Annotated in this window: 32 protein-coding genes and 3 pseudogenes; 5 read left to right on the top strand and 30 right to left on the bottom strand. The window is 27.5% G+C overall.

From position 1 onward, the window contains the following. Positions 1-41: 41 nt before the first annotated feature. From I6H46_RS06680 to I6H46_RS06580, 23 genes and pseudogenes are all read right to left on the bottom strand, one after another. Positions 42-560, bottom strand: a complete 519-nt coding sequence (locus I6H46_RS06680) for a ClbS/DfsB family four-helix bundle protein (protein WP_019118011.1) — start codon at positions 558-560, stop codon at positions 42-44. A gap of 384 nt (positions 561-944) precedes the next feature. Beyond that, entirely contained in the window at positions 945-2099 is a 1155-nt protein-coding gene (locus I6H46_RS06675; RefSeq protein ID WP_234287325.1) for an ABC transporter, read from the bottom strand. A 25-nt stretch (positions 2100-2124) separates the two neighbouring features. Then, positions 2125-3018: an ABC transporter ATP-binding protein gene (locus tag I6H46_RS06670; protein WP_019118013.1), complete on the bottom strand. Its 894-nt coding sequence runs from the start codon at positions 3016-3018 to the stop codon at positions 2125-2127. Continuing rightward, positions 2999-3787 (bottom strand): hypothetical protein, encoded by a 789-nt coding sequence (locus I6H46_RS06665; RefSeq protein WP_019118014.1) that lies wholly within the window; start codon positions 3785-3787, stop codon positions 2999-3001. The genes I6H46_RS06670 and I6H46_RS06665 overlap by 20 nt, the downstream gene beginning before the upstream one ends. Beyond that, the gene (locus tag I6H46_RS06660; RefSeq protein ID WP_019118015.1) at positions 3784-4311 is read right to left on the bottom strand and encodes an RNA polymerase sigma factor; all 528 of its coding nucleotides are present in this window, start codon (positions 4309-4311) and stop codon (positions 3784-3786) included. Before I6H46_RS06660 ends, I6H46_RS06665 begins: the two co-directional genes overlap by 4 nt. Before the next feature lie 384 nt (positions 4312-4695). Continuing rightward, entirely contained in the window at positions 4696-4923 is a 228-nt protein-coding gene (locus I6H46_RS06655; protein WP_200225700.1) for a hypothetical protein, read from the bottom strand. Further along, on the bottom strand, positions 4916-5563 hold the full coding sequence (locus I6H46_RS06650; RefSeq protein ID WP_200225698.1) for a hypothetical protein: 648 nt from the start codon (positions 5561-5563) through the stop codon (positions 4916-4918). The genes I6H46_RS06655 and I6H46_RS06650 overlap by 8 nt, the downstream gene beginning before the upstream one ends. Before the next feature lie 209 nt (positions 5564-5772). Continuing rightward, complete coding sequence (locus I6H46_RS06645) at positions 5773-5943, bottom strand: helix-turn-helix transcriptional regulator (protein ID WP_234287324.1); 171 nt, start codon at positions 5941-5943, stop codon at positions 5773-5775. Between the two features lie 177 nt (positions 5944-6120). Beyond that, the gene (locus I6H46_RS06640; protein ID WP_200226305.1) at positions 6121-6402 is read right to left on the bottom strand and encodes a DUF3847 domain-containing protein; all 282 of its coding nucleotides are present in this window, start codon (positions 6400-6402) and stop codon (positions 6121-6123) included. Between the two features lie 94 nt (positions 6403-6496). Further along, positions 6497-7573, bottom strand: a complete 1077-nt coding sequence (locus I6H46_RS06635; protein WP_019118016.1) for a HAMP domain-containing sensor histidine kinase — start codon at positions 7571-7573, stop codon at positions 6497-6499. Continuing rightward, positions 7563-8243: a response regulator transcription factor gene (locus tag I6H46_RS06630; RefSeq protein WP_019118017.1), complete on the bottom strand. Its 681-nt coding sequence runs from the start codon at positions 8241-8243 to the stop codon at positions 7563-7565. Before I6H46_RS06630 ends, I6H46_RS06635 begins: the two co-directional genes overlap by 11 nt. An 11-nt stretch (positions 8244-8254) precedes the next feature. Continuing rightward, positions 8255-9022 carry an ABC transporter permease gene (locus tag I6H46_RS06625; protein ID WP_019118018.1) on the bottom strand — a complete coding sequence of 256 codons (768 nt, stop codon included), beginning with the start codon at positions 9020-9022 and terminating at the stop codon, positions 8255-8257. A gap of 8 nt (positions 9023-9030) precedes the next feature. Continuing rightward, positions 9031-9756 (bottom strand): ABC transporter permease, encoded by a 726-nt coding sequence (locus I6H46_RS06620; RefSeq protein WP_019118019.1) that lies wholly within the window; start codon positions 9754-9756, stop codon positions 9031-9033. After that, the gene (locus I6H46_RS06615) at positions 9737-10480 is read right to left on the bottom strand and encodes an ABC transporter ATP-binding protein (RefSeq protein WP_019118020.1); all 744 of its coding nucleotides are present in this window, start codon (positions 10478-10480) and stop codon (positions 9737-9739) included. Before I6H46_RS06615 ends, I6H46_RS06620 begins: the two co-directional genes overlap by 20 nt. Before the next feature lie 368 nt (positions 10481-10848). Beyond that, complete coding sequence (locus I6H46_RS10040; RefSeq protein WP_234287323.1) at positions 10849-11217, bottom strand: Fic family protein; 369 nt, start codon at positions 11215-11217, stop codon at positions 10849-10851. Between the two features lie 13 nt (positions 11218-11230). Next, positions 11231-11482, bottom strand: coding sequence for a Fic family protein (locus I6H46_RS10035; RefSeq protein ID WP_234287322.1), 252 nt, complete (start codon positions 11480-11482; stop codon positions 11231-11233). Positions 11483-11484: 2 nt separating this feature from the next. Further along, positions 11485-11826 (bottom strand): Fic family protein, encoded by a 342-nt coding sequence (locus I6H46_RS10030; RefSeq protein WP_234287321.1) that lies wholly within the window; start codon positions 11824-11826, stop codon positions 11485-11487. Positions 11827-12010: 184 nt separating this feature from the next. Beyond that, positions 12011-12094: pseudogene (locus tag I6H46_RS10590) on the bottom strand (hypothetical protein); the annotation flags it as partial. Positions 12095-12174: 80 nt separating this feature from the next. Next, a complete protein-coding gene (locus tag I6H46_RS06600; protein WP_004838491.1) occupies positions 12175-12396 on the bottom strand; it encodes a helix-turn-helix domain-containing protein in 222 nt (73 codons plus the stop codon). A 372-nt stretch (positions 12397-12768) separates the two neighbouring features. Beyond that, positions 12769-13236: pseudogene (gene metG, locus I6H46_RS06595) on the bottom strand (methionine--tRNA ligase subunit beta); the annotation flags it as partial. 144 nt (positions 13237-13380) lie between these two features. Further along, the gene (locus I6H46_RS06590; RefSeq protein WP_019118515.1) at positions 13381-14616 is read right to left on the bottom strand and encodes a tyrosine-type recombinase/integrase; all 1236 of its coding nucleotides are present in this window, start codon (positions 14614-14616) and stop codon (positions 13381-13383) included. Positions 14617-14693: 77 nt separating this feature from the next. After that, positions 14694-14903, bottom strand: a complete 210-nt coding sequence (locus tag I6H46_RS06585) for an excisionase (RefSeq protein ID WP_009345237.1) — start codon at positions 14901-14903, stop codon at positions 14694-14696. Positions 14904-15338: 435 nt separating this feature from the next. Continuing rightward, positions 15339-15749 (bottom strand): sigma-70 family RNA polymerase sigma factor, encoded by a 411-nt coding sequence (locus I6H46_RS06580; protein WP_200226303.1) that lies wholly within the window; start codon positions 15747-15749, stop codon positions 15339-15341. 753 nt (positions 15750-16502) lie between these two features. On the opposite strand from I6H46_RS06580, the pseudogene I6H46_RS10585 reads away from it, so the two are divergent. The 5 genes and pseudogenes from I6H46_RS10585 to I6H46_RS06560 form a co-directional block, all read left to right on the top strand. After that, a pseudogene (locus I6H46_RS10585) lies at positions 16503-16701 on the top strand (hypothetical protein); the annotation flags it as partial. Continuing rightward, a complete protein-coding gene (locus tag I6H46_RS06575; RefSeq protein ID WP_200225695.1) occupies positions 16679-16864 on the top strand; it encodes a hypothetical protein in 186 nt (61 codons plus the stop codon). The pseudogene I6H46_RS10585 and the gene I6H46_RS06575, both read left to right, overlap by 23 nt. A gap of 95 nt (positions 16865-16959) precedes the next feature. Then, positions 16960-17250 (top strand): hypothetical protein, encoded by a 291-nt coding sequence (locus I6H46_RS06570; protein WP_200225693.1) that lies wholly within the window; start codon positions 16960-16962, stop codon positions 17248-17250. 419 nt (positions 17251-17669) lie between these two features. Beyond that, positions 17670-18026 (top strand): plasmid mobilization protein, encoded by a 357-nt coding sequence (locus I6H46_RS06565; RefSeq protein WP_004835595.1) that lies wholly within the window; start codon positions 17670-17672, stop codon positions 18024-18026. A 1-nt stretch (position 18027) separates the two neighbouring features. After that, positions 18028-19359 (top strand): relaxase/mobilization nuclease domain-containing protein, encoded by a 1332-nt coding sequence (locus I6H46_RS06560; protein ID WP_200225691.1) that lies wholly within the window; start codon positions 18028-18030, stop codon positions 19357-19359. A 96-nt stretch (positions 19360-19455) separates the two neighbouring features. Here I6H46_RS06560 and I6H46_RS06555 read toward each other — a convergent pair whose 3' ends face one another. The 7 genes from I6H46_RS06555 to I6H46_RS10315 form a co-directional block, all read right to left on the bottom strand. Continuing rightward, the gene (locus I6H46_RS06555; protein WP_234287320.1) at positions 19456-21399 is read right to left on the bottom strand and encodes an ABC transporter permease; all 1944 of its coding nucleotides are present in this window, start codon (positions 21397-21399) and stop codon (positions 19456-19458) included. After that, complete coding sequence (locus I6H46_RS10025) at positions 21396-21785, bottom strand: hypothetical protein (protein WP_234287319.1); 390 nt, start codon at positions 21783-21785, stop codon at positions 21396-21398. Before I6H46_RS10025 ends, I6H46_RS06555 begins: the two co-directional genes overlap by 4 nt. After that, a complete protein-coding gene (locus tag I6H46_RS06550) occupies positions 21785-22399 on the bottom strand; it encodes an ABC transporter ATP-binding protein (RefSeq protein ID WP_234287318.1) in 615 nt (204 codons plus the stop codon). Before I6H46_RS06550 ends, I6H46_RS10025 begins: the two co-directional genes overlap by 1 nt. Before the next feature lie 216 nt (positions 22400-22615). Continuing rightward, positions 22616-22912 (bottom strand): radical SAM protein, encoded by a 297-nt coding sequence (locus I6H46_RS06545; protein WP_004838482.1) that lies wholly within the window; start codon positions 22910-22912, stop codon positions 22616-22618. A 7-nt stretch (positions 22913-22919) separates the two neighbouring features. Continuing rightward, the gene (locus I6H46_RS06540; protein WP_004838481.1) at positions 22920-23762 is read right to left on the bottom strand and encodes an ABC transporter permease; all 843 of its coding nucleotides are present in this window, start codon (positions 23760-23762) and stop codon (positions 22920-22922) included. Then, on the bottom strand, positions 23759-24391 hold the full coding sequence (locus I6H46_RS10020; RefSeq protein WP_267907438.1) for an ATP-binding cassette domain-containing protein: 633 nt from the start codon (positions 24389-24391) through the stop codon (positions 23759-23761). Before I6H46_RS10020 ends, I6H46_RS06540 begins: the two co-directional genes overlap by 4 nt. Positions 24392-24420: 29 nt before the next feature. Then, a complete protein-coding gene (locus tag I6H46_RS10315) occupies positions 24421-24519 on the bottom strand; it encodes a hypothetical protein (RefSeq protein WP_407648127.1) in 99 nt (32 codons plus the stop codon). Positions 24520-24899 lie beyond the last annotated feature (380 nt).

The following is a 24899-nucleotide window of genomic DNA, read 5'->3' as shown; positions in this document are numbered from 1 at the left end:
TTCAAAATAGATTCTATTTTCTGTTATTTTTATAAAAAATATTATAGAGCTATTTTTTTCCATTTTCGAATTTTTGTCCTAAAAGTTCCAAAAGGTGCAACAGTATTGATGTGAATAAATTTATAAACTTCCCAAACAGCCGTTTTTGTTGCATCATCAGCCCATTTTCTCATGTGTGGTTTAAATAATTCATCATCACTCAATGAATCAAGCATTTTATAAATATCTTCGATATTTTCACTTAATTTTTCCCTTAATTCTTTTAACGATAAATGAGCATAAGTATCCGTAAAATGTTGATACAATTCCCCAAGTTGATTCCACTTAAAATATTCAGATGGCGTCTTAACTTCAAGACCTTTCTTTTCATCATCTTCCCATTTTAAAACCAATGTAGTCCATCCAACTTGATAAGCAAGGTTTTCAGCTGGAGTTCTATCAACTTCTTCAACTCTCTTATCTTTCAATTCTTCTGGAATATCATCAAATTCCGAAATATATTTTTCAAATTTCTTCTCAATTTCAGCTTTCAATTCTTCTCTATTACTATAAGTTCTCATAAATTTCTCCAAATTTTTAAATCTCTAAGTTTTTATAGAATTAATTATATCATAAATACTCATTAATAGCTTTTTCCAAGAAAAAATTATCAATATTTAAATTTTTCCAATAAAAAAAGGCTGATTATTATCAACCTTATACTGTTGACAAAGTATACAAATCCTCATGCTAAGAATATCATACGGAAAAAATTGATTTGATTTCAAATTTTAAAATTCGTCAAAAAACGCACTGTTTGAGCGTTAGCGAGTTTGCGTTTTTAGAATTTTGAAATTTAGAAATCAACAATTTTTGAAGTCCGATATTCGTGCTTGAGGGTTTGTCTAAGCTCTGAGGCTGATTATTATCAACCTTTTAAAAATTATATTAATAAATTTTTTTATCTATTTTTGCCCATATTTTCTAAATGTGAAATATATAAATGGAATCAATATTATTGAAATTAGCAAATATAATATAATTATCATTGGTATTTGCATAAATATATGACCAAAAATTTCATATAATATTGGTAGTTTTATGCAATTATATATATTTACTAACTGATCTGGTGTTATTTTAAATAAATTTTCAAATGGCAAGACTCTTCCAATAAATGGCGATACTACGAATAATATTATTGGAATACACAGGCTTAGAAGTGACGAATGTGTTTTGGATGATGTTAGCATTGTTAATACGCTTGCAAAAATGCTTCCAATATATCCTCCAATAATTATTAGCAAATATCTTTCAAAAAAAGTGTAATTATAAATACAATAACTGTATTCTAATTGAATGGGCGATTTTGCTCCGCTTACACCCATTATCGTAAAAGATATTATGCAAAGACTTAGCATTAATGCCCAATATATAATTGTTGTCATCAATAAGCCTGTTCCTATTTTTATCTTAACTCCCTTATTTTTTCCTAATTTTGTGCTAAAAAAAATCGAATCAGCTTTCAATTTAAAATCTTCAGTAAATATTCCTGATACAAGAAATGATATGCCAATAATCAATATTAATGAGTAGGTTGTTGCATATAAGCCCATAGTTATCCACGAATCGGCAGGTTCGTAATAAAAAGGAGTTTTATTTTTTGAAAATTTTTCTTTCAAATATTTCATTTTTTTCTCAGTAACTCCATATCCTTTTACCAATTTTTTTATATTTTCTTTCCTAATATGGTAAATATTTTTTGCTTTGCTGACTTCTAAAAAATCAAATTTTTCATAATCCATTTCACTTCCATAGGACAAAGTGCTTACCATAAAATCTTTTATATCCATATACTCTTGCGTATTTGTAGCATATATTTTTTCTGGAATTTGATTTTTATAAATAGCCTTAATTTTTTTATCTTTTTTTATCACATCTTCAAATACATCAGGATTTAATTTACCCGCATATTTAGATTTTTTCTCGCATAATTTTCTTGGTGCAAATATTCCATTATGGGTATTTCCATTATTATCCACAAAACTTATGCTCCATACTGCAAATATGCTAAAAGAAACTGCTATAGCAAACAAAAATATTAATAAAATTTTATTCATACGATTGCTAAGTAATAATTTTATCTCATGCCTTATCATATTTATCTCCACTTTCTGTTCTAAAATAATAGAAAAAAACATCTTCTAGAGTGATTTCAACGCATTTTGCATTGTTGTCGGGATTATCTTCTGATAAAATTCTCATTTCAACATATTCTCCACTCTCTTTTACAAAACTAATCGAATCCTTAAATTTGCTTATTACTTTATCTGCTTGATCGGATTTACAACGATAAGTCCATGCTTTATAAGAAATATTTGAACATAATTCGAAAGCACTTCCTTGTTTTATAATTTTTCCATCTTTCATGACAAATATATGTTTTGCAATAGCTTCAATATCAGAAACTATATGGGTAGATAAAAGAACAATCTTATCCTTGGAAAGCTCTCCTATTAAATTTCTAAATTTAATTCTTTCCATTGGATCAAGTCCTGCAGTTGGCTCATCAAGTATAAGTATTTTTGGATCATTTAATAAGGCTTGAGCAATTCCAACTCTCCTTTTCATTCCACCCGATAATTTTTTCATTTTTTTTGACGAATGAATCTGCATTCCCGTAATTTCTAATAATTTTTCAATACGCACTTTAGTCAATCTTTTATTTAATCCTTTTAAAGAAGCTATATAAGAAAGATAATCTTTGACACTAAGGTTTGGATAAAAACCAAATTCTTGCGGAAGGTAGCCAATAATATTTCTATACCTACCATCCATTTCAAATATATCCTCGCCATTATAATATATTTTTCCATCACTGGGTTTTAAAACTGTACATAAGATTCTCATAAGGGTAGTTTTTCCCGCTCCATTTGTGCCAAGAAGTCCATATAAGCCATTTTCCATTTCAATTGAAATACCATCGACTGCCACCATATTCCCAAATTTTTTTCTAACATTATTCAAAACTAAGCTCATTAAATTTTCCCTCCAAATATTCAGTGTTATCGTGTAAAACTTTTTGAATAAAATAAAATAATAATAAGGCACACATAATAAAGATTAAAATCCATACTATTGGTGTTATTTTTAAATAGAGATTATCATTCAAAATTATTAACATCCATCCCATATTGGCAGCCAAACAAATAATCATTGTCACAAATTGATTTAAATATCTTTTTCTAGAAAAAGCCATCATACAAATGATTGATGAAATCATAATCGGAAATACAAACTGCCCCAAAAGATCTACGACCAATATTTTTTGAATTTCTACCGCATAAATACAAAACACAGTTAAAATTCCTGTATCAATAAGTCCAAAGGCTATTAATTTAGCGGCATATACTCCTCTCAAATCAAAAAGTGAGCTTTTTTCAATTTCCATCGATTTATTTTCAATGTTTTTCCAAAGTTCTGGAATTATAAATATTACAAAAAGTGCCGCCAAAACACTCAATCCCCTTTGCATATAAACTATTTCTTTTGAAATAGAAAGCCAATATCCTGCAAAAAAAAGCAAAAGCATTTGTGCAAATAACCACTCTTTTTTCATAATTTGAATCTGCAAGGCAATAAATTCAATAAAGCCAATTCTATTTTCATTTTCCTCACTATTAATAAATTCTTTAGCTTTAAAAACTAATTTGTCAATTGCTTCATTGGAAGGCTTTTTTTCCTCAAATTCCCCTATATTTCTTAGTATTTTTTCCATTTTTTTATCATACTTGTCTATTTTTTTCATCTTTCACCTTCTACATACTTTCTTATCATATCCTTGCCTTTCCTAAGCCTATATTTTGTTAATTCTAATGAAATGCCACAAATCTTTGCAACTTCTTTTTGTTTTCTATCAAAAAAATAATATAGAATTATTACATCCTTAATATCTGATGGCAATTTTTTAACAGCTTCTTTAACATCTAAATATTCTATTTTCCTATCAGATTCTGTAAATTCCAAAAATATATTTTCAGAAAAATCTTCAATATAAAGATCTTTATTGCTTGTCTTCTTTTTTTCATCAATACATTTATTACGAGCAATTGTATATAAATAATTTAAAAGTTTGCCCTTATGTTTATAATGATTAATCGTTTTTAGAAAAGTTAAAAATACATCCTGTGTTATGTCCTCAGCCGTATTTATATCCAAAGCATGATATTTGCAATAGTTAAATATATTTCCATAATATTTTCGTATTATAATTTCAAAAGCATCACTATCGCCATTTTTTGCCCTATATATCAATAAAAAATCTACGCTCATGCCTAACAATTCTCCTCAAATAAATCTTGCCCTTTGTAATGTTTAACGATCAAAAACTACAAAAAGATAGTTTAAAAATTTAATTTAAATAAATTATCCTTTAAATTCCATCTACAAGCAAAATTTTATTTTGCAAGTATTTGAAATTTTTCAAAAAAAGACGATGAAGATATACTCTCACCGTCCTATAATTTATATCAGTCTGTAATTCTCTTTTTTTCAATATGATAAGTTGTAAAATTAAATGCGACACAAATAAAAATAAAAAAGACTAAATATTTCTCAGATAAATAGCCTTTAATATTATTCACACAGAAATAGATTTCTGTATTTATTTTTTAAACATTTCTTAAATAATTCTGTACTATATTTAATTTTGCTATTTTAAGATATAAAAAATCCTATAATAAAAACAGCACACATAGATAAAACACTCAACCATAATTTATAGCGTTTTTCTATATCTAATAAATTAATATATCCAATCCAACTTGTAATTTGTACAATAAATATCAAAATAACCCAGATGTTATCTAACTTAATCTTCTCATTAGTTACCATCCCAATCAGGATAGTAGCAAGTAAAAATACTATTCCTAATATTTTATTCATATATACACCTAATAACGACTAACTGAAACGATTGATTTAGATATATACCATACATGTCTTTTCCCAAGCCTACTACGATAATGCTTAACTTTTTTATTGTAAATTTCAAACCATGGCTAGAATCATTAGGAATAAGTAATGTTCCTCCACCAACTATAGTGCTGATTGTTCCAATTACACTTCCTACAACTTGCCCACCAGGAACTCTTGTCAAAATTAAACCTACTACACCACCCACTGTTGCAGTTGTACCGATAGTAGTTTTAAACTCTGCCCATGATATATATACAGTACTATATGAAGTATCTGAGCGAGGTGATATAATAGGATTCTGTTCATCGCTACTTAATGTTTTATTCGTAATGGATGAATAAATTGAACCATCCTTTTTATTTAAGATTAAGTATTCTTCTTCACCAGTAGTATTATTATAAATGGTAACCTTTCTTGTGTTATCATCTTCTTTAACACTAACACGCTCAATTCCATCTTTTGAATTTATTGTAACAGCATCGTTGCCATCTTCGCTTATTGAGTAATCTTGTCCCTCTATTTTCTCTATACCATAATTTTCACTTGCGTATATTGGTGAAATTAGACTTGTAGACATTACTAAAACTGTCAATATTAATACACTCATTCGCTTTTTAAAGTTTTTATCATAATCTCTAACCTTCTTATTATCAATTATTTGTTTTTCAAATACAAACTATAATACTGTGTCAATTCTTATTCTCAAACTATAATATAAATAAATCTCCGTTCTTGTACCTCTGAGGATTCATATAATTTATCACAATTAAACCTACCTTTATTTTAAGAAATAACATAAATTAGTAATGCATTTTGCTAATTATTACTACAATTTGAATCTAAACATTTATAATGTCCTGTACCATCTAAATCAAATATTTGGTATATACAAACGTCCAAAGCATTTGCTATATCGTTAGCAGTTTTTAGGCTCGGAATCGTTTTTCCTGTTTCTATTTTATTTATACTTGTCCTTGATATTCCCACTTTTTACCAAGTCTATGTTGTGATAAACCTAGAGGTTTACGGTATTTCTCGATTCTATTATTCATTATTTCACCTTTCTTTGGTTAACTATAGTTAAACACAATCTCATCCAGGTGTCAATAATTCATCATATTTTTTAATTACCTTTTCCTCGTATATTGTTACATAATATCTATGTTAATACTTTCCATTTTGCCTTATTGCTCTAAGTGTTTCTTTGAATTCTTTTGTCTTTGTTGCTTCTTCTAGTAGGATTTTTATTTCTTCATCTGTTAGTTCCTCTGCATTTTCTATAAGGCTTTCTAAGATTGCTCCTCTTGTTATGAGCCTATGAGTTCTTTCTTTTCTTTTTTTCACTATGTCTTGTTTTAATATCTTTTTTTCTTGATTTTTTAGTTGCCTTAATCTTTCTTCTGTATCATCAATTTTATCTTTTATTTCTTTTGATTCTTGTCTTATTTGTTCTAATTTTTCATACTAATCTCCCTTCTTGCAATAAAAAGACGATAGAATTTTAATTTTCTATCGCCTAGGTTATTTATCCTATTTATTTTTATTTTACACCCATTTCAATTTTGCAAGCTATAGGTATCTCTATAAAAAATACTGTATATTGTCCAAACTCACTTCTTACTCTTATATCTCCTCCCGCATTATTAAGTATTTTTTTTACTATTGATAAGCCTAATCCCATTGATTCTTTATCAGTTGACCTAGCTTTATCCACTGTGTACAATGGATTAAAAATCTTATCTAATTCTGATTTCTCTATGCCCTTTCCATTGTCTTTAAATTCTATTATAACTGTATCTGGGTTTTCTTTTGCAATTATATCAATTTCCAATGGATTTTCTCCTCTATATTTTATAGAATTTGAAAACAGATTTTCTAATATGATTTCAAGCATCCTATCAGATAAACCTATAACTGTACTTTCTTTTATATAATTTTTATAAAAGAAATTTTCTATTTCAATTGTAAATGATTTATTTAATTCATCTACAATTCTATCCAAAGATTCTCTAGCTCTGATATTATTTATTTCTTTGTCATATATACCAAATGATGAATAATCTTTTAGTTGTTTGATTCTATTATTCAATTGTTTAATCTTTTTGTTTATTATCCTTATATATTCATCTTTTTTTTCTTGGCTATCAGCAACGCCGTCACTTATTCCATCTATATGGGCTTGTATTACAGATAAGGGAGTTGATAAGTCATGGCTTATAGATGATATCAGCTCTTCTCTTTCTTCCTTTGCTTTATTTTCTCTTTCCCTATATGATTTTAAGGATGCTACCAATTTATTAAAATTATCCAATAATTCTCCTATTTCATCCACCCTATCATTTTCTATATATAAATCATATTCCCCTTTAGATAACTTTTTGAAATTATCTAGCAAATTATATATAGGCTTTATAATAATCTTATCGACGTAAGCTAAAAATATAGTCAATATGATGGCAATTACTATAGCAATCAAGAAAAAAATTGATGTTATGGATAATAAAATACTTTTAGGTTCTTTTTCTGGTATTCCTAAGACCAACAAAAATAAAATTGGTATTAGAATGATTGTTATGACAAATACTATTAAGTTTTTTTTAAGTGATTTAGATTTCAAATTTATAACCTACTCCCCAAACTGTTAATATATATTTTGGATTCTTTGGATTATCTTCGATTTTTTGACGGAGTCTGTTTATAGTAACGGTTACAGTATTTAAATCTCCATAACTATCGAAGCCCCAGATTCTCTCATATAGTTGTTCTCGACTAAAAACTTGTCTTGGATTTTTAGATAAAAATATCAAAAGTTCAAATTCATTTCTACTTAAATCAAGATCTCTACCATCTTTTTCTACCTTATATTCTTTAGTATATATTCTGATATTTTCTAGGTCTATTATTTCAAGATTTTCCTTATTAAAAACTTGGCTTCTTCTAAGTTGAGCATTAACTCTTGCAAGTAATTCTCTTGGCCTAAAGGGTTTGGTAATATAATCATCAGCTCCAAGATCAAGTCCCTTTACCTTATCAAATTCATCAATTTTTGCTGACAAAATCAAAATCGGTATTGTAGATTTTATTCTTATATTTTGGCAGATTTCATAACCATTCATACCTGGAAGCATTAAATCTAATATTACCAAGGACGGCTTAAATTTATCAAAAATTTCTATTGCCTTATCACCTTCTGTACAAATTTCTACCTCATATAGCTCTTTTTCTAGATAATCTTTTATTATATTTGCCAAGTCAAGTTCATCTTCTACGATTAAAATTCTACTCATCCTATCCTCTCCTATTTTAATATTTCTACCCTTTTAAAATAGGAAATATTGACAAAATATAAGATTAATATACCTATTAAAGATATTGCAATATACAAGCTAAGTTCAATACCAAATTCCCCTTTTATTAAAAGAGATGGTATTTTATAAACATGTCTTACTAAAAATAAATATTTTAATTTTTCAGGACCTATTAAGCTTAGAATATAATATAAAAATCCCATTCCCATAACACTTGAAGCATTTTTTAAAACAAGACCAGCATATACAATAAACATAGCTAAACATATTAGTGGCAAGATAATAGAAATTTCACTAAAAAATACACTAACAAAGCCTCTTATTCCCTCTAACTTTACTCCTCCAAGCAAAATAGCTTTTCTATCGGAAATCAAAACTGTTCCATCATTAAGCATTATTTTACCAACTAGAAAAGATGACATTATATCAATAATCACTAAGGCTATTAGCCACATGATTATAGTTAATATTTTTGCTTTTATTAAATTTTTTCGATCTCCATTTATCATTATTGATAATTTGATAAGACCTTTTTCAAACTCTATAGCTGTTAAGTCTGATGATATATAAATCACAAATAAGACTAAAAACAAAACTGTATCCGGAACTGAAACTAAGGGAAATGACATCCAATTCATATCCGTATGAATAAATTGATTCGCTTTTACTATATGAGAAATTAAAATTATTAGAAAAAATAGATAATAAAACTTATTTTTCCTTTGTTTATATAACTCAAAATCTATAAATTTTTTCATATCTCACCCTAATATAAAATATCTTTCTTTTCTAAATAAATATTGCTTATTATTAAAAATAAAGCTAATAATATCCCGCTTGCTAATATTAGAATATTAAATTCATTAGCTGATACATTTTTTATCATTGTAAATTTTTCTCCCATACTTGTATTAAAGAAAAATATAAGACCAACAATAGAAATGATATTTGCTAGGCTTACATTTTCTATAAATAATCCTATTGACATACTTAATAAGCCGTAGGTAATTGTTGGTAAAAGAATCCTCCCATAAGTTAAGAATGTATAGATTAAATCACTAGCTTTTGTAAATCCTGGTCTTATTAAAGATAAATCACTCATGTTTTTAAAATATAGTATTCCAAATAAATAGGACAAAAGAATAAAAATTGTAGTTGCCATTATGCAAAATATAATAAAGGCGATTTGTTTGCTGACTAAATTTTTAATTCTTGACGGTTCTTTCAATATGCTCAATTTCATTGTGCCTGCTACTAGGTCCTTTGTTACTAAGGCATTTGCTAAAATTGGTATGAAAAATATTAATATTTGCATATAAATATCTAAAAGGCTAGCAGGAAAGGTATAAAAACTATCAATATTCCAAACACCTTCTTTTGGATCATACATGGTAATATTCATCCAAATTAAGAGTCCAGCTGATAATAAAAATACATATCCTATCTTTAATTTTATGATTTTCTCTAATTCATTAATAATTAATGCTTTCATTTTTCCCACCTACTTTATCAAAGAACAGTTCTTCAAGATTAGATACATTATTTCCTGAAACTAATTTTTTTACATCACCTTCTATACATAATTTTCCGTCATGTAAAATTCCAACTCTATTGCAAATACCTTCCATTTCATGGAGAAGATGGGATGAGATTATAAAAGTTTTATTAGAAGTTTTTGCCAAAGATACTATAAGTTCGTTTATATCCCTCATACCATACGGATCTAGTACATTAGTAGGCTCATCTAAAATTATTAAATATGGATTTCCTAATAAGGCATTAGCAATGCCAAGTCTTTGTTTCATACCCATGGAGTATGAAGCAAATTTATCTTTGCTCCTATCTTTTAGACCTACTAATTCAAGTAATTTATCAATATCTTTATCACTAGTGCCATCAATTAGTTTTGCCATCAATTTTAAATTTTCATATCCAGATAGATTTTCATAAAACTTAGGAGATTCTACCATAGCACCTATATTTTTAATTGCTTGATCTCTATTTTTTATTACAGACTTTTCATTTATTAAAATTTCTCCAGAATCAGACCTAATTAATGATGTAATCATTCTAATAGTAGTTGTTTTCCCCTCTCCATTTGCTCCAAGAAAACCATAAACATCTCCTTTAAACACAGTCATATTCAAATTATTTATAATCTTTCTTTTACCATAAGATTTAAATAAATTTTTTATTTCAAGTACTTTTTCGGACATAATTTCCTCCTTTGATGATTCTATTATAAGAGGTAAATATAACAAAACTATAAAAATAACATAATTTTTAACTAATTTTTGAATAACAATCAGTAATATTATTTTAATTGGTCTTTTAATTTCATATTAATGATACGAAACTAGTACCACAATCTTCGCAAGCCCTAGCATTGCAATGGCATTATTACAAGTCCTGCTATTGTTATTCTTAATAAAAAGATTTGGTTATTTTATTTAAATTGTTTGTATTACCACTTCCTAAACCTAAGTATGAAAAAGCACCCACTCTTGTAGATGCTAATAATCTTAGGCTTTTATATACTTAGTCGATCTTCCACTTCCTATTTGTTTAATTAATCCTCCATCTCTTAGTTCTTTAATGCTCTCTCAATAGTTCTCTTTGAAATATCTGGACAAAGTATAACAATGTCAGATTTGGATAGAGCCTCTAAGGAGTTTTCAAATACCTTCATCACTCTTTCTGCAGATGTCAAAGATTTCTCCCCAATTATCTTAAATCTCTCATCACATTCACTATATGCCTTGTAGATTACAGATAAGGTATATTTTATAAATGGCAACTCATCATTATTTCCAGAATGCCAATTTTCACTTGACGCTTGTAATTCTTCATAATACGAATCTTTAGTATCTTCTATTAACATTTCTAATGAAATATATTTTCCTACAAAAAAACCATTTTTGTAAAGAAGCAAAAGTGTTATAAGCCTTGACATTCTCCCATTTCCATCAAAAAAGGATGGATGCACAAAAATCATGAATTACCACTGGAATTAAAAGCAATGGTGGTATTTTTTGGCTTATAGCATCATCATAAGCACTAATCATTTTATCTATATAAGATTCTGTTTCAAAAGCTGATACAGGCTGAAATCTTATTCTTTTTTCACCAAGTGCATTTGTTTCAACTATACTATTATCTATGCCCTTAAATTTGCCCTTATGACTATGACCAGAGAAAGAATATAGTTTATTGTGCAAGGTCAAATATTATTTTTTGTAAATTCAATGTTTTCATAATTTTCATGTATGATATCTAGTACTTGTCTATAGCCATATATTTCTTCTTCATTTCTATTTCTTGGTTGGCTTTTTTTCTTCATCAATTCTTCTAACCTACTATCATTTGTAGAAATTCCTTCAATTGCATTTGATGATTTTGTTGATTGGATCTTAGCAACTTCTACCATTTTTTCAAGTATATCTGGGAAATTAACCACATATAATTCCTGTTTGCCTTTATACTCATATATTTTTGATATTAGATCATACATATTTGCTGGTATATTTAAATTAAGTAATTTTGCATAATTAAACTCTCTCATGTAATCCACCACCTTTCTCGCCATTATAGCACAATTGGCGTATATAAGTCAATGTTGGCGAGATTAATATCGCCATTTTAATGAATTTGGTTATGATGGATCAAAAGTGGCAAGATTAAATACAATTAATCATTTATCATCATTGGAAAATTCAATTGAATCGTTACCAAGTTTTATAGTCCTATCAAGAGCCAAAATTATAATGATAATAATAAACCGCTTTATATCTAAAATGAGCCTTATAATATTTCAACTCTCTTTCTATATCAACAAGTTGAGTATAGAATTCGTCATTTTTGTTTTTACTTGCTTTTTTAAATTTTTATTACTAGCTTGTCTACTCATTCTTTAATCCTCTTGTGATTGTATTGATTTGCTAATCTCGATAACATCTTCAATTTTGCAATCCAACGCCAAGCAAATCTTTTCTAATGACTCTAAGTTCACATAAGAGTTTTTGCTCATTCTTGAAACTATGTTGCTTGTTATGTTTGCAGCTCTTTTTAAGTCTTCTTTGTTCATTTCTCTTTCTACTAATAAGTGCCATAATGGTTTATAAGAAATTGCCATATTATTACCCCTTATCCGTTTTATTGTTAAGATATATTATATCATAAATGGCTAATAAGTCACTTTAGCCTATTTTATACTTGTGCTTGCGTGAGTATTTATTGAGATAGTCCTATCAAGCCGTTCCAAATCGCAAGACACATATTCCTTTACTAGTTTTACCTTAAATTCTTTTGTGTATTCTGGCATACAAAAACCCCTCCATCCGTATTCCGGATTTTGGGGTTCAGGTCCATATATAGCAAGTGATTATCTAATATTTATTTTTCTTTAAACTGATTCTATTGTATAGCTTAATAATTCTATTAATCCAATTATAAAAATTAAACTGGGATTCATTACAAACCCCAGTTTCATAATTAGCGTGTTCTTTTAATATAATTTTGATCCTGCTGGAATATTATTATCCAACATTATTAAGTTAAGTTTTTCTTCTCCGTCGTACTCACAAATTGCAGATATAATCATACCTTCTGAGTCGATTCCCATCATCTTGCGAGGAGGAAGATTACAGATAGCAAGTAGTGTCTTTCCAATTAAGCTCTCTGCACTGTAATATTCCTTAATACCAGATAAAATAACTCTTTCTTTTTCAGAACCATCATCTAATGTAAATTTCAAAAGTTTTTTTGACTTTGGAACTTCTTCGCAATTTTTAACTTTCACAGCTCTAAAATCAGATTTTGAGAAAGTTTCAAAATCTACATAATCTTCAAATAGTGGTTCAACTTTTATTTTTGATAAGTCAATTTTTTCTGTAGCAATTTTTCCATAATTTTCATTTGATGAGATTTCATTTTCTGCTTTTTCTTTTCCTATTGGCTTCATTGTTGGGAAAATCCCCTCTACCTTAGATAATTGTCTAAATCTCTATAAAAGTCTATTTTATGGTACTTCTCCATTTACGACAATTTGCTAACTCTCTATAAGTGCCTATAGATTTCTAGCAAATTGTCGTAAATTTGTCGTAAGCTGTCGTAAATTCTAAAATATAAATTTCATCGCTTTTTCAAATTCTCCCATCTGTTCTATCTTAAAATCTTCTGTTGCATCTACATATATATTCATTGTTGTACTAATATCAGAATGACCTAGAATAGACTGCATTGCCTTTGTATTTATATTTTGTTCATTAAGCCTTGTAGTAAAGGTGTGTCTGAAAATGTGATTGCTTAAATGTGGAACTAATAGAATATCATTAGAGTTCGATTTATTTTTATCCATTATACTTAAATTGCAATCTCTAACAATTCTTCTTAAAGCTTTATTAAGTGTTCCATTATTGTGAACCTTTCCGAATCTGTTTAAAAATACAAAGTCTTTAAATCCATCGATTGAATCACAACATACGATTCCAAAAGTCTTTTGTAACTCTCTTTCCATAAGAAAAGCATCTTTTACTTTTTGAACCATAGGAATACTTCGCTTACCTGATGCTGTCTTCGGTGTATTAATAGCATATCTATTGTTTAATCCTTTACCTTTACTATAATATACCAAAGTCCTATTTACATTTATAAGACCATTATCAAAATCTAGATCGTCCCATTGTAATCCTGTGACTTCTCCAACTCTCATTCCCGTCCAAAGCATAACAATGAATATTGGATACCATTTTCTATATTCATCACTATTAGATAAATATTCTTCAAATAGCACCTGTTCTTCTATTGTCATAGCTTTTTTCTTCGGAGATTCATTTCGATAAGCTACTTTCAATTCCTTCAAAGCATTGTCAGACGGATTAAACCTTATATATTCGTCATCCACTGCTAATTCTAATACCTGATGTAAGACAGTATGGACACAATCTATGGTAGAAACCATCAATCCCTGGTCTTCCTTTAATCTGTTATAAAAACTTCTAACATCAGATCTTTTAATATCAGATAGTTTAATGCGACCAAAAGTCGGTTCTACAAATTGTTGATACATATAGATGTAATTTTTAAAGGTATTATCCTTTAAACCTCTTTTAACCTTTGTCCATAGCTTAAAAGTATCATTTACAGACAAGCTACTTCCTTCGTTGTTGATTCCATCTATAGTATTGCGTAAAATATCTAATTCCTTTTCTCTTAATTCTTTTAGAGTTTTCGCATAGATAGATTTTCTACGACCTATTTTGTCTTGCCACTTAAATTCATAAGTGCCATTTGACCTTTGATATTCACCGTCTTTTAAAACAACCCCTTTACTATCTTTGCGTCTTTTTACCATAAAAATTCTCCTTTTTTGATAAAAGACACGCTATAATTATTATACCGCATTATGCGTGTTTTATATATAGTTTTAGATTAAATAGAGAACTGTCTATTTAAATATTCTTCCATTAATTTTTTCTTAATAAGACGCTTACTTCCATTAAATAATACAAAATCACAATCATTTTCATCCGTTAATTGTCTAACTTTATCTTGACCAATATTAAAATATTCAGATGCTTCTTTTAATGTTAGAAATGCTTTCTCAGAAACACGAACACCTTTTATATTTTCGTTAATCATAAATCCTCCAAATAATATATTTAAAATATTTATTTTAATATTTTTAAAGTTTTTTGACATTGACAAGTGCCTTGGATTAGCAACATAGGAATCTCACCTCCGCCTCTGTTCAGGATGAGCCGGCTTCAACCTTAGAAGTATCATTATCCTCATTTTCTTCATAGCGAATAGGGTATCCCTCCCTATATTCAAACTCTTACTTATCGCTCCCTTTCTTCTTCCCTTGCTTTTAGCTTAGCAGTACTTGTTTTGCCGAATTATTCAGCAGAAAGATCTTGGCGGATAGGTTATCACGCTCTAAAAATGATTAATGTCTTGTCTTGGTCTATTTAATTGTTATGGTTCAAATATTGTTTAAATTTCTTTTAAAATAGAAAGAGGACAAAACTCCCCTCACTTTATAAAGGAAAATTTGCCCTCTTTGGTAACCAGAAATTATATCTCTTCTATAAATTTCTTTAGTTTTTCTAAAATCTTATCTCGTCTTTTTATTAAAGCAGGATGAGATATATTTTGAGCCTTTGCTACTGCACGAAGTGTTTCATCATTGAAATATAATCTTTCAATTATTTCCCGTTCATCTTTATTTAACTTTGACATTGCATTTCTTAGTGCTTCAATCATCATTTGTGTAGCTACAACTTTTTCAACATCAACATTTTTATCTTCTAGATTATCTTCGAAATTCCCATCATGATTTAGGGACGAAAAAAAGAGCAAGTGGTTTTTCTTGTCCACCTGCTCTAAATACTTTTCGTGTTCTCTTTCTTGCCAGTAGACTTTGTATATCTGCTTGCTTACTTTGATTTTTTGTCCACCGACATAAAGATAATATTCTTTTGTCATAAATGTTTCCTCCATTTCTTTTTTTGTCTTTTTGTTTTTAGACAAAAAAAGGAGGACTCCTGCTCTTGGGCATGGTTAGTCCTCTAAAATGAACGAAACCCTTTCTAGTGTTGATAATATTTAATTTTTCATCAGAGTTATCTTGATGATAACCATAGTAAATTATAGAAAAAGGAATATTTACTTAGATCCATTATTGTTATTTTCATAAAGTAAGTCCTTTCCTTTTTTCTGAATTTATAAAGACCTTATCCTCACTAGATTATTTTCACTTGGTGAGAATAAATGCGAAACTAAGTTTCTTGTCTTTTAAAGTATAGTATAACTTAAATAAATTTATAATTCTGCTAACTTTTGTGCATATTTTATAAGCAATTACTGTTTTGTATCATGGGTAAATATGATAGATAAAGTAATAAAAATGTTATAATAAAGATAGAAAAATATACTGATAGATACCGAGCTTTTCAAAAATATCTGAATATATGAAATACGATTGTAATTAGCTTTTAGAATAAAACAATGAGTTTAAAAATCGAATTTATAAAAATGATTATAAGAAAGGATTAAGTATAGTTAGTAGTATTAAAAGCAAAGTCTATGGTAATAATTCACGTTAACAAAATTTATATTGGAGATAAAGATGTAACTAATTTAGATATTACTAATGCATATTAGTAAGATAAAAGATAGAATAAGAAATATCATTAGGAGATTTTTTCAATATAAATTGATATAATAAAATTATCAAATGCCTTATGGTTGGCACAAGCTTTTATTAAAATCAACATTATAGCTTTTAATATAATAGATCAAACTTATCATCAATTACCAATAACAAAAAGTATGATGATAAATCCTTAATTGTATTCTTGATTAGTATTTCAGTGTTTGAAAAGGTAGAATGCAATTCATACATGGAGGGACTTATGATACCAGTAAATATATCTGAACAACTTATGTTCAACACTGTAAGATTAGAAACTAAAGAAGGTTCTGGTACAGGATTTTTCTTCAATTTTATATTTGGAAATAGTTATGTACCAATTTTAGTAACAAATAAACACGTAGTAAACTACAATCAATCAGAAACCGTCACTTTTTCTTACATCTAAGAGAAGGAAAGGATAACGAGACTATAGAAAGTTATCCTATTACATTAGAAACAAATTGGATATTCCACTCGAATAAAGATCTATGTTTTTCATTTATGAACCAAGTTTTTGAAGAAGTAAAAGCACGTACTGGTAAAAGTGTATATTATATACCGGCCGAGGAAGATTTGATTCCCAATGAAGAAGTCACAAGTAATCTTTCTGCTTTAGAGGAAATAGTAATGGTAGGATATCCCATAGGACTATGGGATAAAATAAATAATTATCCTATTTTAGAAAGGGTTATACTTCTTCACATCCATCATATGATTTTAATGAAAAAGGAATTGCTCTCGCTGATATTGCAGCATTCCCTGGATCATCAGGATCTCCAATTTATATTATAAATGAGGGTAGTTACAAAGAAAAAACTGGTGGTATAATTATTGGACAAAGCAGGTTAATATTTTTAGGTATTCTATTTGCTGGTCCTACTATTAATACCAATGGAGAAATAATTGCTATTGATATACCTACACAACAAAAAATAATAAGCAAAACATCAATAATGACTAACTTAGGTTATTACATTAAATCTGCTGAATTACTTGAATTTAAAAATGTAATAGAAAGTATACTTAAAAATCAAAATTAAATATTAATACACGCTTAACGCTTATAACTTTAATAGCAAGCACAGTAAGTGTACGGACACTTACGAAAAAATTAATGGAGCAGACCTTTACGGAATGCTCCATTTTTTTAATTTTTACCTTGTTAGGGAGAACCCTAAGACCCCGAAATATATTTTATAAAGGAGAATAAAATGGCAAATAGATTTAGAAATGAAAGAATAGAAATAAAACTAACTAAAGAAGAAAAAGAAGTTTTTGAAAAGAAAATGAAACTTGCAAACTGCAAAACTATGTCCCACTTTCTTAGAAAATGTGTATTAGAAAAAGAGATTTATGTTGTAGATTTAGAACCATTTAGAAACCTACAATGGCTACTTTCAAATGCAACAAATAATATAAACCAGATTGCAAAAGCTACTAATACAACTGGTGTTATTTACAAAAATGAAATTGAATCTATGAATAAACAGATAGAAAAATTATCAAAAGAAATATGGCAGATCCATTCCCTACTTCTTAATAAATCAAAAGAAAGTTCTGGTGATTAGTATGGCAATTACAAAAATACATCCTATAAAATCAACTTTAAATTTGGCAATAGATTACATTACTAAGAGTGAAAAAACTGATGAAAAAATCTTGGTATCTTCATTCAAATGTCATCCATCTACTGCCCATATTCAATTTATGAAAACACGAGAAGACAATGATACTAAAGGTACAGTTTTAGCTAGACATTTAATCCAATCTTTTCTACCAGGAGAGGTTGATCCTATAAAAGCTCACGAGATAGGAATGGAATTATGCAAGAAAATTTTAAATGAAGATTATGAATTTGTTCTTGCAACTCATATAGATAGAGGGCATATCCATAACCATATTATTTTTAATAATGTTAATTACAAGACTGGTAAATGCTACCAATCTAATAAAAAATCTTATCATAAAATCAGATTTCAAAGTGACGAATTATGTAGAGGAAATAAGCTCTCAGTCATTGATGAATATTATGAAGCTTACAAAAGAAAATATAAAACTGCTGGTAAATCTTGGTATGAATATGACCAAAACAAGAAAGGAAATTCTTGGAAATCTAAACTGCAATTTGATATAGACAGAATGATTAATAAGTCTAAATCTTGGGAAGAATTTTTAGAAAATATGAAATCTCTTGATTATGAAATTAAGTTTGGTAAACATATTGCTTTTCGACATAAAGATAAGCAAAGATTTACAAGAGCAAAGACTATCGGAGAAGATTATACTGAAGAGAAAATCAAAGAAAGAATAGATTTAGCTATTAAAAATAAAGCTAATCCTATTAAAAAGCGTGTAGGAAATGTTATTGATATATCTACTAATGAAAAAGCTCAATCCTCTAAAGGTTATGAAGTTTGGGCAAGAAAACACAATATCAAAACAATGGCTGATTCAATAATTAAACTTAGAGAACAAGGAATTAATTCAATTACTCAACTCGATGATCTAATCAAAAAATCTGCTGATGATAGACAAGACTTGTTAGATAAAATAAAGAAAATTGAAACTGAAATGAAGAGTTTATCTCAAGATATGGAAAATATAAATACTATAAATAAGTATCGTGAAATCTACAAATACCACAAGAAAAATCCTGAGGATAAGCAATTTGCAGAAGAATATTATAGTGAACTTTCCGTCTACAAAATAGCTGCTCAAGACATACTAAAGAATTATAAAAAGCTACCAAACACAAAAGAAATACTATCAAAGCTCGATAAATTGCAAGAAAAAAAGAACACCCTTATGCAAGAGTATTCTTTGAATAAAGAACAATTTTATGACCTTGTTCAGTATAGGAAAAACTATGAAAATTATTATGGGAAGGAAGTGGAGAGGTAGGACTGCTTAACTACCTCTTTTACATTTATTACTTTTCCCACTCGAATAAAATATTTAGTTCATTATATTCTTCTGAATATTTTTCTTTGTCTATAATTACTCCTCAATATATTTTATCAATGATTTATTGTCTACAGTTTTAGCTATTACAATCTCAATAATTGCCGCTAATACATGAATTAATATTAGATAAGCCAACACATATATTAAGTTAAAATTATATTCGAACTTCAATACTATATCTCCGATTATATCTATCAATGTTTTCCCTATTATCCCCCCTAGTATAATTGAAATAATATTAGATATTACTATTATTATTTGTGTTTCAAATATTCTTGATAGTATAAAATGTGATTTTTTCATCCCTAGTGCCATCATAGTTCCTATTTGATTTTTTCTTTCAATAAATGTGGTTATGGATAAATTAATGACATTAAACAAAGCAAATATCAAAAAAACACACGTAAATATCAGTGATGCTAACAAAATTGTTTTGTATTGCTTGTTAAGCTCTTTTACATAATCATCAACTTTATTGAATTCAAGTAATTTATTTTCTGACAAGATGTTTCGAACTTTATCCTCTATAATATTCATTTTTTTCTTATTTATAGAGTCCTTTAATTTTAATGAAATAGAATTGTTAATGTTATAGTCGCATAATTCTTCTAATTTTTTTTCTGGAATACCAAATATATATTCTGAACTTGTATCGTTTAAAATAGCGGATATAGTAAAATCTTTTTCATCAATATGTCCATCTTTCCCTCTAAATTTTAACCTAATAGTGTCCCCTAACTTTGGACTTAGTTTATACACATCTTCAAAAACATTGTTAGCATTATTAACTATCAAATCATTCTCATCTTTTATATCTCCCAATACTAATTTAGTCTTTAATTTATCAATATCAGTTTCTTTATATCCCACAATAGTTGTAACCTGATTGCGTATATCATTCTTTTCTATATCAAAATTTACCGTAGTAGCTTTTTCAATATTAATACGATCAATCTCATCTATTTCCTTAATTTTTGATATTAATTTTTCATCAATTGGATTGTTTTCGGCTTGTGTAAAAGCTTTTTTATAATTGCTTGCATTTATATCATCTGGTTTATACTCCATAAATTTAAATGTGATATTATATTCACCTAATTTGAATTTAGTATTTTTAGCTATATCTTCAGTCGAAATAGAAGAAAAAACACCTATCATAGCAATAAATATTACACTACATAACGCTAAAGATATTAACGTAAATATAGAACGCTTTTTATTCCTTTTAGCATTTAACATACCTAGATATAAAGGAGTAACTTTTTTAGAGCTATGCCTTGGAGCTATAACATCCGTATAAGAAGTATAACTCATTGCTTCAACTGGAGAAATTTTAGATGCGTAATTTGCAGGTCTTAATGTAGAAATACAAGCAATTGTGAATACAAAGATGACTGTTGCAATAAAAATCAAACCATGTATCTTGAAATCAAAAGTTCCTGGTCTAATCAATATATTTACCAAAATGCCCAATAATCCGCCCACTATTCCTGAAGGAATTGCAATAAACTGAGCCTGTCTTATTATTAATTTTTTTAAATCTTTACGCTTTAAACCTAGTGCTCTTAATTTACCAAGTTCATTGATGCTTCTATTTATAGATATATAATATATTGAATATAAAACTAATGAAGTTGTAATTGAAAGCAATAGCAAAATAAGCGTTAGTTCTATACTAGAATCACTAATTTTTTGATTATTGGAATAAGTAAAAAACTCATTATAAATATTAATGTTTTCTTTAGGAATTTCAAACTTATCTCTTATTTCATTAGCTTTACTATAAGCAAACTTCTCTGACTTATCTTTCAAAAATATCATAGAGGAACTTACTTTTACTTTTGAATTCTTAAAATAATTTTCCGATACGTATAAATTAACCTGACTCACTTCCATATCCCTATATGCTATAGATGATATAGTAAATGTTTTTTCTCCAGAATTATCATCGACTTTTATTTCATCTCCGATTTTCAAACCATATTTGTCTGAAATAGATTTTCTATCATAATATCATGTGAATCTATTGGCAATTCACCTTTTATTGAATCGAAATAATTATTATTGTCTAAATAAATTACATTAGTTGGAGATCCTTGAAATTTTACTTGATCAATAATATTTAACGTAACAATTTTATCTATGCTTCTATCTGATTTTATATCATTAATTTTATCAGATTTATTTAATACTGTTATTTGAGGCATGTATTTTGTAGTCTTATGTATGCCAATTTGATTTGATGCAGAAAAAGAAAGTGTCAATGACAAAATAAATGCGGAAAAGATTATTGTTAAACCTATAAGGAAATTTTTATTTTCTCCTCTTATATACTTAGTTGCCAATCTACTAATATAATTCATTATTTTGATAACCTCCCATCTTCAAGACGCACTATACTTGCATATTTATTCTCCAATAAATACTCAACTATATTTTGATCATGGGTAATTAAAATAATTGTTTGGTTAAAATTTCTATTAGTTGAAACAAGTAAATCAATAACATTTTTACTATTTTTGCTGTCTAGATTCCCAGTAGGTTCATCTGCCAATAATATACTTGGATTTGTTATTAAAGCTCTTGCAATAGCAACTCTTTGTTGCTGTCCGCCCGAAAGTTCATTTGGCATTTTTTGTAATATATCTTCGATACCTAAAGTATCAACTATTTTATTTAGGTATTTCTCATCTTCTACAAGTCCACTAATATTAAGTGGAAAAAGTATATTTTCTTTTATATTCAATATATTTATCAAATTAAACCTTTGAAAAATAAACCCAATATTTTTACTTCTAAATTCAGTCAATCCATTATCGTCTAAATCCGCTAAATTTATACCATTAATTTTTATACTTCCGCTTGTCGCTCTATCCAGCCCTCCTATTATATTTAGGAGCGTAGATTTACCACTACCAGATGCTCCTTGGATTATTAAAAAATCGCCTTTCCCAACTTCTAAATCAACCCCATCCAAAGCCTTTACTTGATTATTTACTGTTCCATAATATTTTTTATTGCTTTTATATTTAATATTTCCATATTTATCTCCTTGTATATCTAAATTTAAAGAAACTTTAAGTATGTTTTTTATATTATTAGTACTAATAAACTCACTGTGATATCTATCATGACTTATACTTAAATGTTTTAATCCGCCTTTCTTAAGCTGATGAAGTTTATCGTATGTTGCTTATTCGTTTACAGCCCAAAATCCATTTGTCGCAATACTAGTATTCTTACCAACTTCTGTTGAAATTTCAACTAATTTTAATAATGTCGGATATTCTAAAAAAACTTCTCCTCCCGTAAAAGCTATTGTTTTTATTTCATTTATTTCTTCTGATTCTTTAATGTATTGTATCACTCTATTGATATCAAGTCTTTGTTGAGATTCAGGAGAACATGAAAAACAACAATGTTTGCATTTTGCCGTGCATTTATTAAATAGAGCAAATCCCAATGTATCATATGCTATAAAATCCTCCATTTATAGTTTAATAAATATCTCTTTTGCTAAGAATCATGGTATTCAATATTATCATAATCACCAAATAAATAATCGATAATAATGTCACTCTTAAATAAATAGAAACACTGCTATCAATTGATAATAATACTATGTTTCCTGATATAAGATAATTCATAATTGAAAATGATAAATTTCCAGATATTTGATGGAATATTGTATCAATTATTTGTAATATTCCAGCTGACTCAAGGAGACCAATAATAAGTGTAACGGCAGAATTTCTTATCAAATACGCTAAAAACATTATTACAATACTATATGTAATATATAATAAATATTCTGCGAGTATATATTTTATGAATATTCCTGTTTCTGTGAATTTCAAATATCCTTCCATAATATAAAATGATAATGACATAATAATAAAACTGGTAATAAATATTGCGAATGTATATATACATATTATTATTACTTTTCCTAAAATTAGCTCTATTTTTTTTGGAAAAACTTGATTAATATTTTTTAGAAAACTAGATTTAAGTTCATCTCCTATATACATCACAATAAAAACTGTTTGAAACATCAATAAAATTTTACTTTGAATATTTCTCATAAATAATTCAGTTATAGGTATATAGCCTAAATCTAACCAATCTGGAATCACACTTCCAACATAAATCCCCCAATTTATCTGTGTGAAATTTATTTTCAAGTTTTCTAGTGCTGCTTTATCATTAATATAGTAATGATAATCAACTTTTGTCATATATACAGATCCAATTATCATAAGGCTACTAAGAATTAAAATTATCCATGGATATTTGTTTCTTCGTAGTCTATATAACTCTAATTTTATTGCTCTACTCATCTTAATATCTCCATATAATAATCTTCAAAGCTCATTTCTTTTACAGAAATTGAACTTATTTCTATACCACAATTTACTAACAAAGAGTTTATTAGACTTATTTTATCAAAGTAATCGTTTAATATAACTTTTTTACTATTTATAATCTCATTTTCATATCCATTTTTAGTTAAAATTTTTGATACTTCATTCGTTTCGCTGGTTATTATCTCTATTCTTGATCTACATTTTTTATGCAAATCTTCTATTGTAAACTCAGCTAGTAACTTCCCTTTTGAAATTACTCCAAAATCTGTTGCGATTTTAGATAACTCTTCTAATATATGGCTTGATATAATTATGGTAATGCCGTATTTTTTATTAATTTCTTTTAACATATTTCTAATATCGACTATTCCTTGAGGATCAAGCCCATTAATTGGCTCGTCTAAAATAATAATTTCAGGAGATCCTATAAGTGCCATTGCAATACCAAGTCTTTGTTTCATTCCTAATGAAAAACTCTTAACTTGTTTATTATAACAATTTTCCAACCCAACTATTTTAAGTATTTCTTTTATATACATTTCATTTTCTATATCATAAGATAAACATTTTAATTTCAAATTGTCATAAGCTGTTAGCTGCATATATAATGCTGGTGTTTCTATTAAATTGCCTACTTTACTAAAATAACTAGAATTTTTTTAACATTTTTACCAAATAGCTCTATATTCCCACTACTCTTATTAGATAATCCAGATATCATCCTCATAATAGTTGATTTTCCGGCTCCATTATCTCCTATTAAACCATAGATAGATTGTTTTTTACTTTTAAATTAACATTATCTATTGCTGTAAAATTTCCGAAATTTTTTACTAAATTTTTAGTTTCTAATATATATTCGCTCATTTGATTATTCCTTTCTATAATTTTATGAGGAATTCTAAATAATGATATTATATATCCTACTTTTAACATAATTATAAGGTCTTTTATAAGATATTTCAGCTAACTTTTGTGAATATTTTTATTATCTTTCCTATATAATTTTTAGTCATTGAAAATACTTCGTCACTTGCTTTTTGAATTCCTTGTTCATAAAAAATTATTACTATAATACTATTTTAAATTTTGCCTTTTATTTTAGAAATT

The sequence above is a fragment of the Anaerococcus obesiensis genome, from assembly GCF_016599815.1.
GTDB lineage: Bacteria > Bacillota > Clostridia > Tissierellales > Peptoniphilaceae > Anaerococcus > Anaerococcus vaginalis.
Note: the sequence above shows the minus strand (reverse complement) of the source record. Positions and strands in the feature narration are given on the sequence as shown.

Coding starts and splice junctions, on each gene's coding strand:
- I6H46_RS10040 (WP_234287323.1), bottom strand. CDS start 11,217: ATGTCAAGGCTTATAACACTTTTGCTTCTTTACAAAAATGGTTTTTTT.
- I6H46_RS06575 (WP_200225695.1), top strand. CDS start 16,679: ATGATACCAGTAAATATATCTGAACAACTTATGTTCAACACTGTAAGA.
- I6H46_RS10025 (WP_234287319.1), bottom strand. CDS start 21,785: ATGAATTATATTAGTAGATTGGCAACTAAGTATATAAGAGGAGAAAAT.
- I6H46_RS06680 (WP_019118011.1), bottom strand. CDS start 560: ATGAGAACTTATAGTAATAGAGAAGAATTGAAAGCTGAAATTGAGAAG.
- I6H46_RS06615 (WP_019118020.1), bottom strand. CDS start 10,480: ATGTCCGAAAAAGTACTTGAAATAAAAAATTTATTTAAATCTTATGGT.
- I6H46_RS06670 (WP_019118013.1), bottom strand. CDS start 3,018: ATGAGCTTAGTTTTGAATAATGTTAGAAAAAAATTTGGGAATATGGTG.
- I6H46_RS06630 (WP_019118017.1), bottom strand. CDS start 8,243: ATGAGTAGAATTTTAATCGTAGAAGATGAACTTGACTTGGCAAATATA.
- I6H46_RS06590 (WP_019118515.1), bottom strand. CDS start 14,616: ATGGTAAAAAGACGCAAAGATAGTAAAGGGGTTGTTTTAAAAGACGGT.
- I6H46_RS06650 (WP_200225698.1), bottom strand. CDS start 5,563: ATGAGTGTATTAATATTGACAGTTTTAGTAATGTCTACAAGTCTAATT.
- I6H46_RS06545 (WP_004838482.1), bottom strand. CDS start 22,912: ATGGAGGATTTTATAGCATATGATACATTGGGATTTGCTCTATTTAAT.
- I6H46_RS06675 (WP_234287325.1), bottom strand. CDS start 2,099: ATGAATAAAATTTTATTAATATTTTTGTTTGCTATAGCAGTTTCTTTT.
- I6H46_RS06660 (WP_019118015.1), bottom strand. CDS start 4,311: ATGAGCGTAGATTTTTTATTGATATATAGGGCAAAAAATGGCGATAGT.
- I6H46_RS06540 (WP_004838481.1), bottom strand. CDS start 23,762: ATGAGTAGAGCAATAAAATTAGAGTTATATAGACTACGAAGAAACAAA.
- I6H46_RS06570 (WP_200225693.1), top strand. CDS start 16,960: ATGAACCAAGTTTTTGAAGAAGTAAAAGCACGTACTGGTAAAAGTGTA.
- I6H46_RS06620 (WP_019118019.1), bottom strand. CDS start 9,756: ATGAAAGCATTAATTATTAATGAATTAGAGAAAATCATAAAATTAAAG.
- I6H46_RS06665 (WP_019118014.1), bottom strand. CDS start 3,787: ATGAAAAAAATAGACAAGTATGATAAAAAAATGGAAAAAATACTAAGA.
- I6H46_RS06560 (WP_200225691.1), top strand. CDS start 18,028: ATGGCAATTACAAAAATACATCCTATAAAATCAACTTTAAATTTGGCA.
- I6H46_RS06625 (WP_019118018.1), bottom strand. CDS start 9,022: ATGAAAAAATTTATAGATTTTGAGTTATATAAACAAAGGAAAAATAAG.
- I6H46_RS10020 (WP_267907438.1), bottom strand. CDS start 24,391: ATGCAGCTAACAGCTTATGACAATTTGAAATTAAAATGTTTATCTTAT.
- I6H46_RS06580 (WP_200226303.1), bottom strand. CDS start 15,749: ATGACAAAAGAATATTATCTTTATGTCGGTGGACAAAAAATCAAAGTA.
- I6H46_RS06585 (WP_009345237.1), bottom strand. CDS start 14,903: ATGATTAACGAAAATATAAAAGGTGTTCGTGTTTCTGAGAAAGCATTT.
- I6H46_RS06600 (WP_004838491.1), bottom strand. CDS start 12,396: ATGGCAATTTCTTATAAACCATTATGGCACTTATTAGTAGAAAGAGAA.
- I6H46_RS10030 (WP_234287321.1), bottom strand. CDS start 11,826: ATGAGAGAGTTTAATTATGCAAAATTACTTAATTTAAATATACCAGCA.
- I6H46_RS06565 (WP_004835595.1), top strand. CDS start 17,670: ATGGCAAATAGATTTAGAAATGAAAGAATAGAAATAAAACTAACTAAA.
- I6H46_RS06655 (WP_200225700.1), bottom strand. CDS start 4,923: ATGAATAAAATATTAGGAATAGTATTTTTACTTGCTACTATCCTGATT.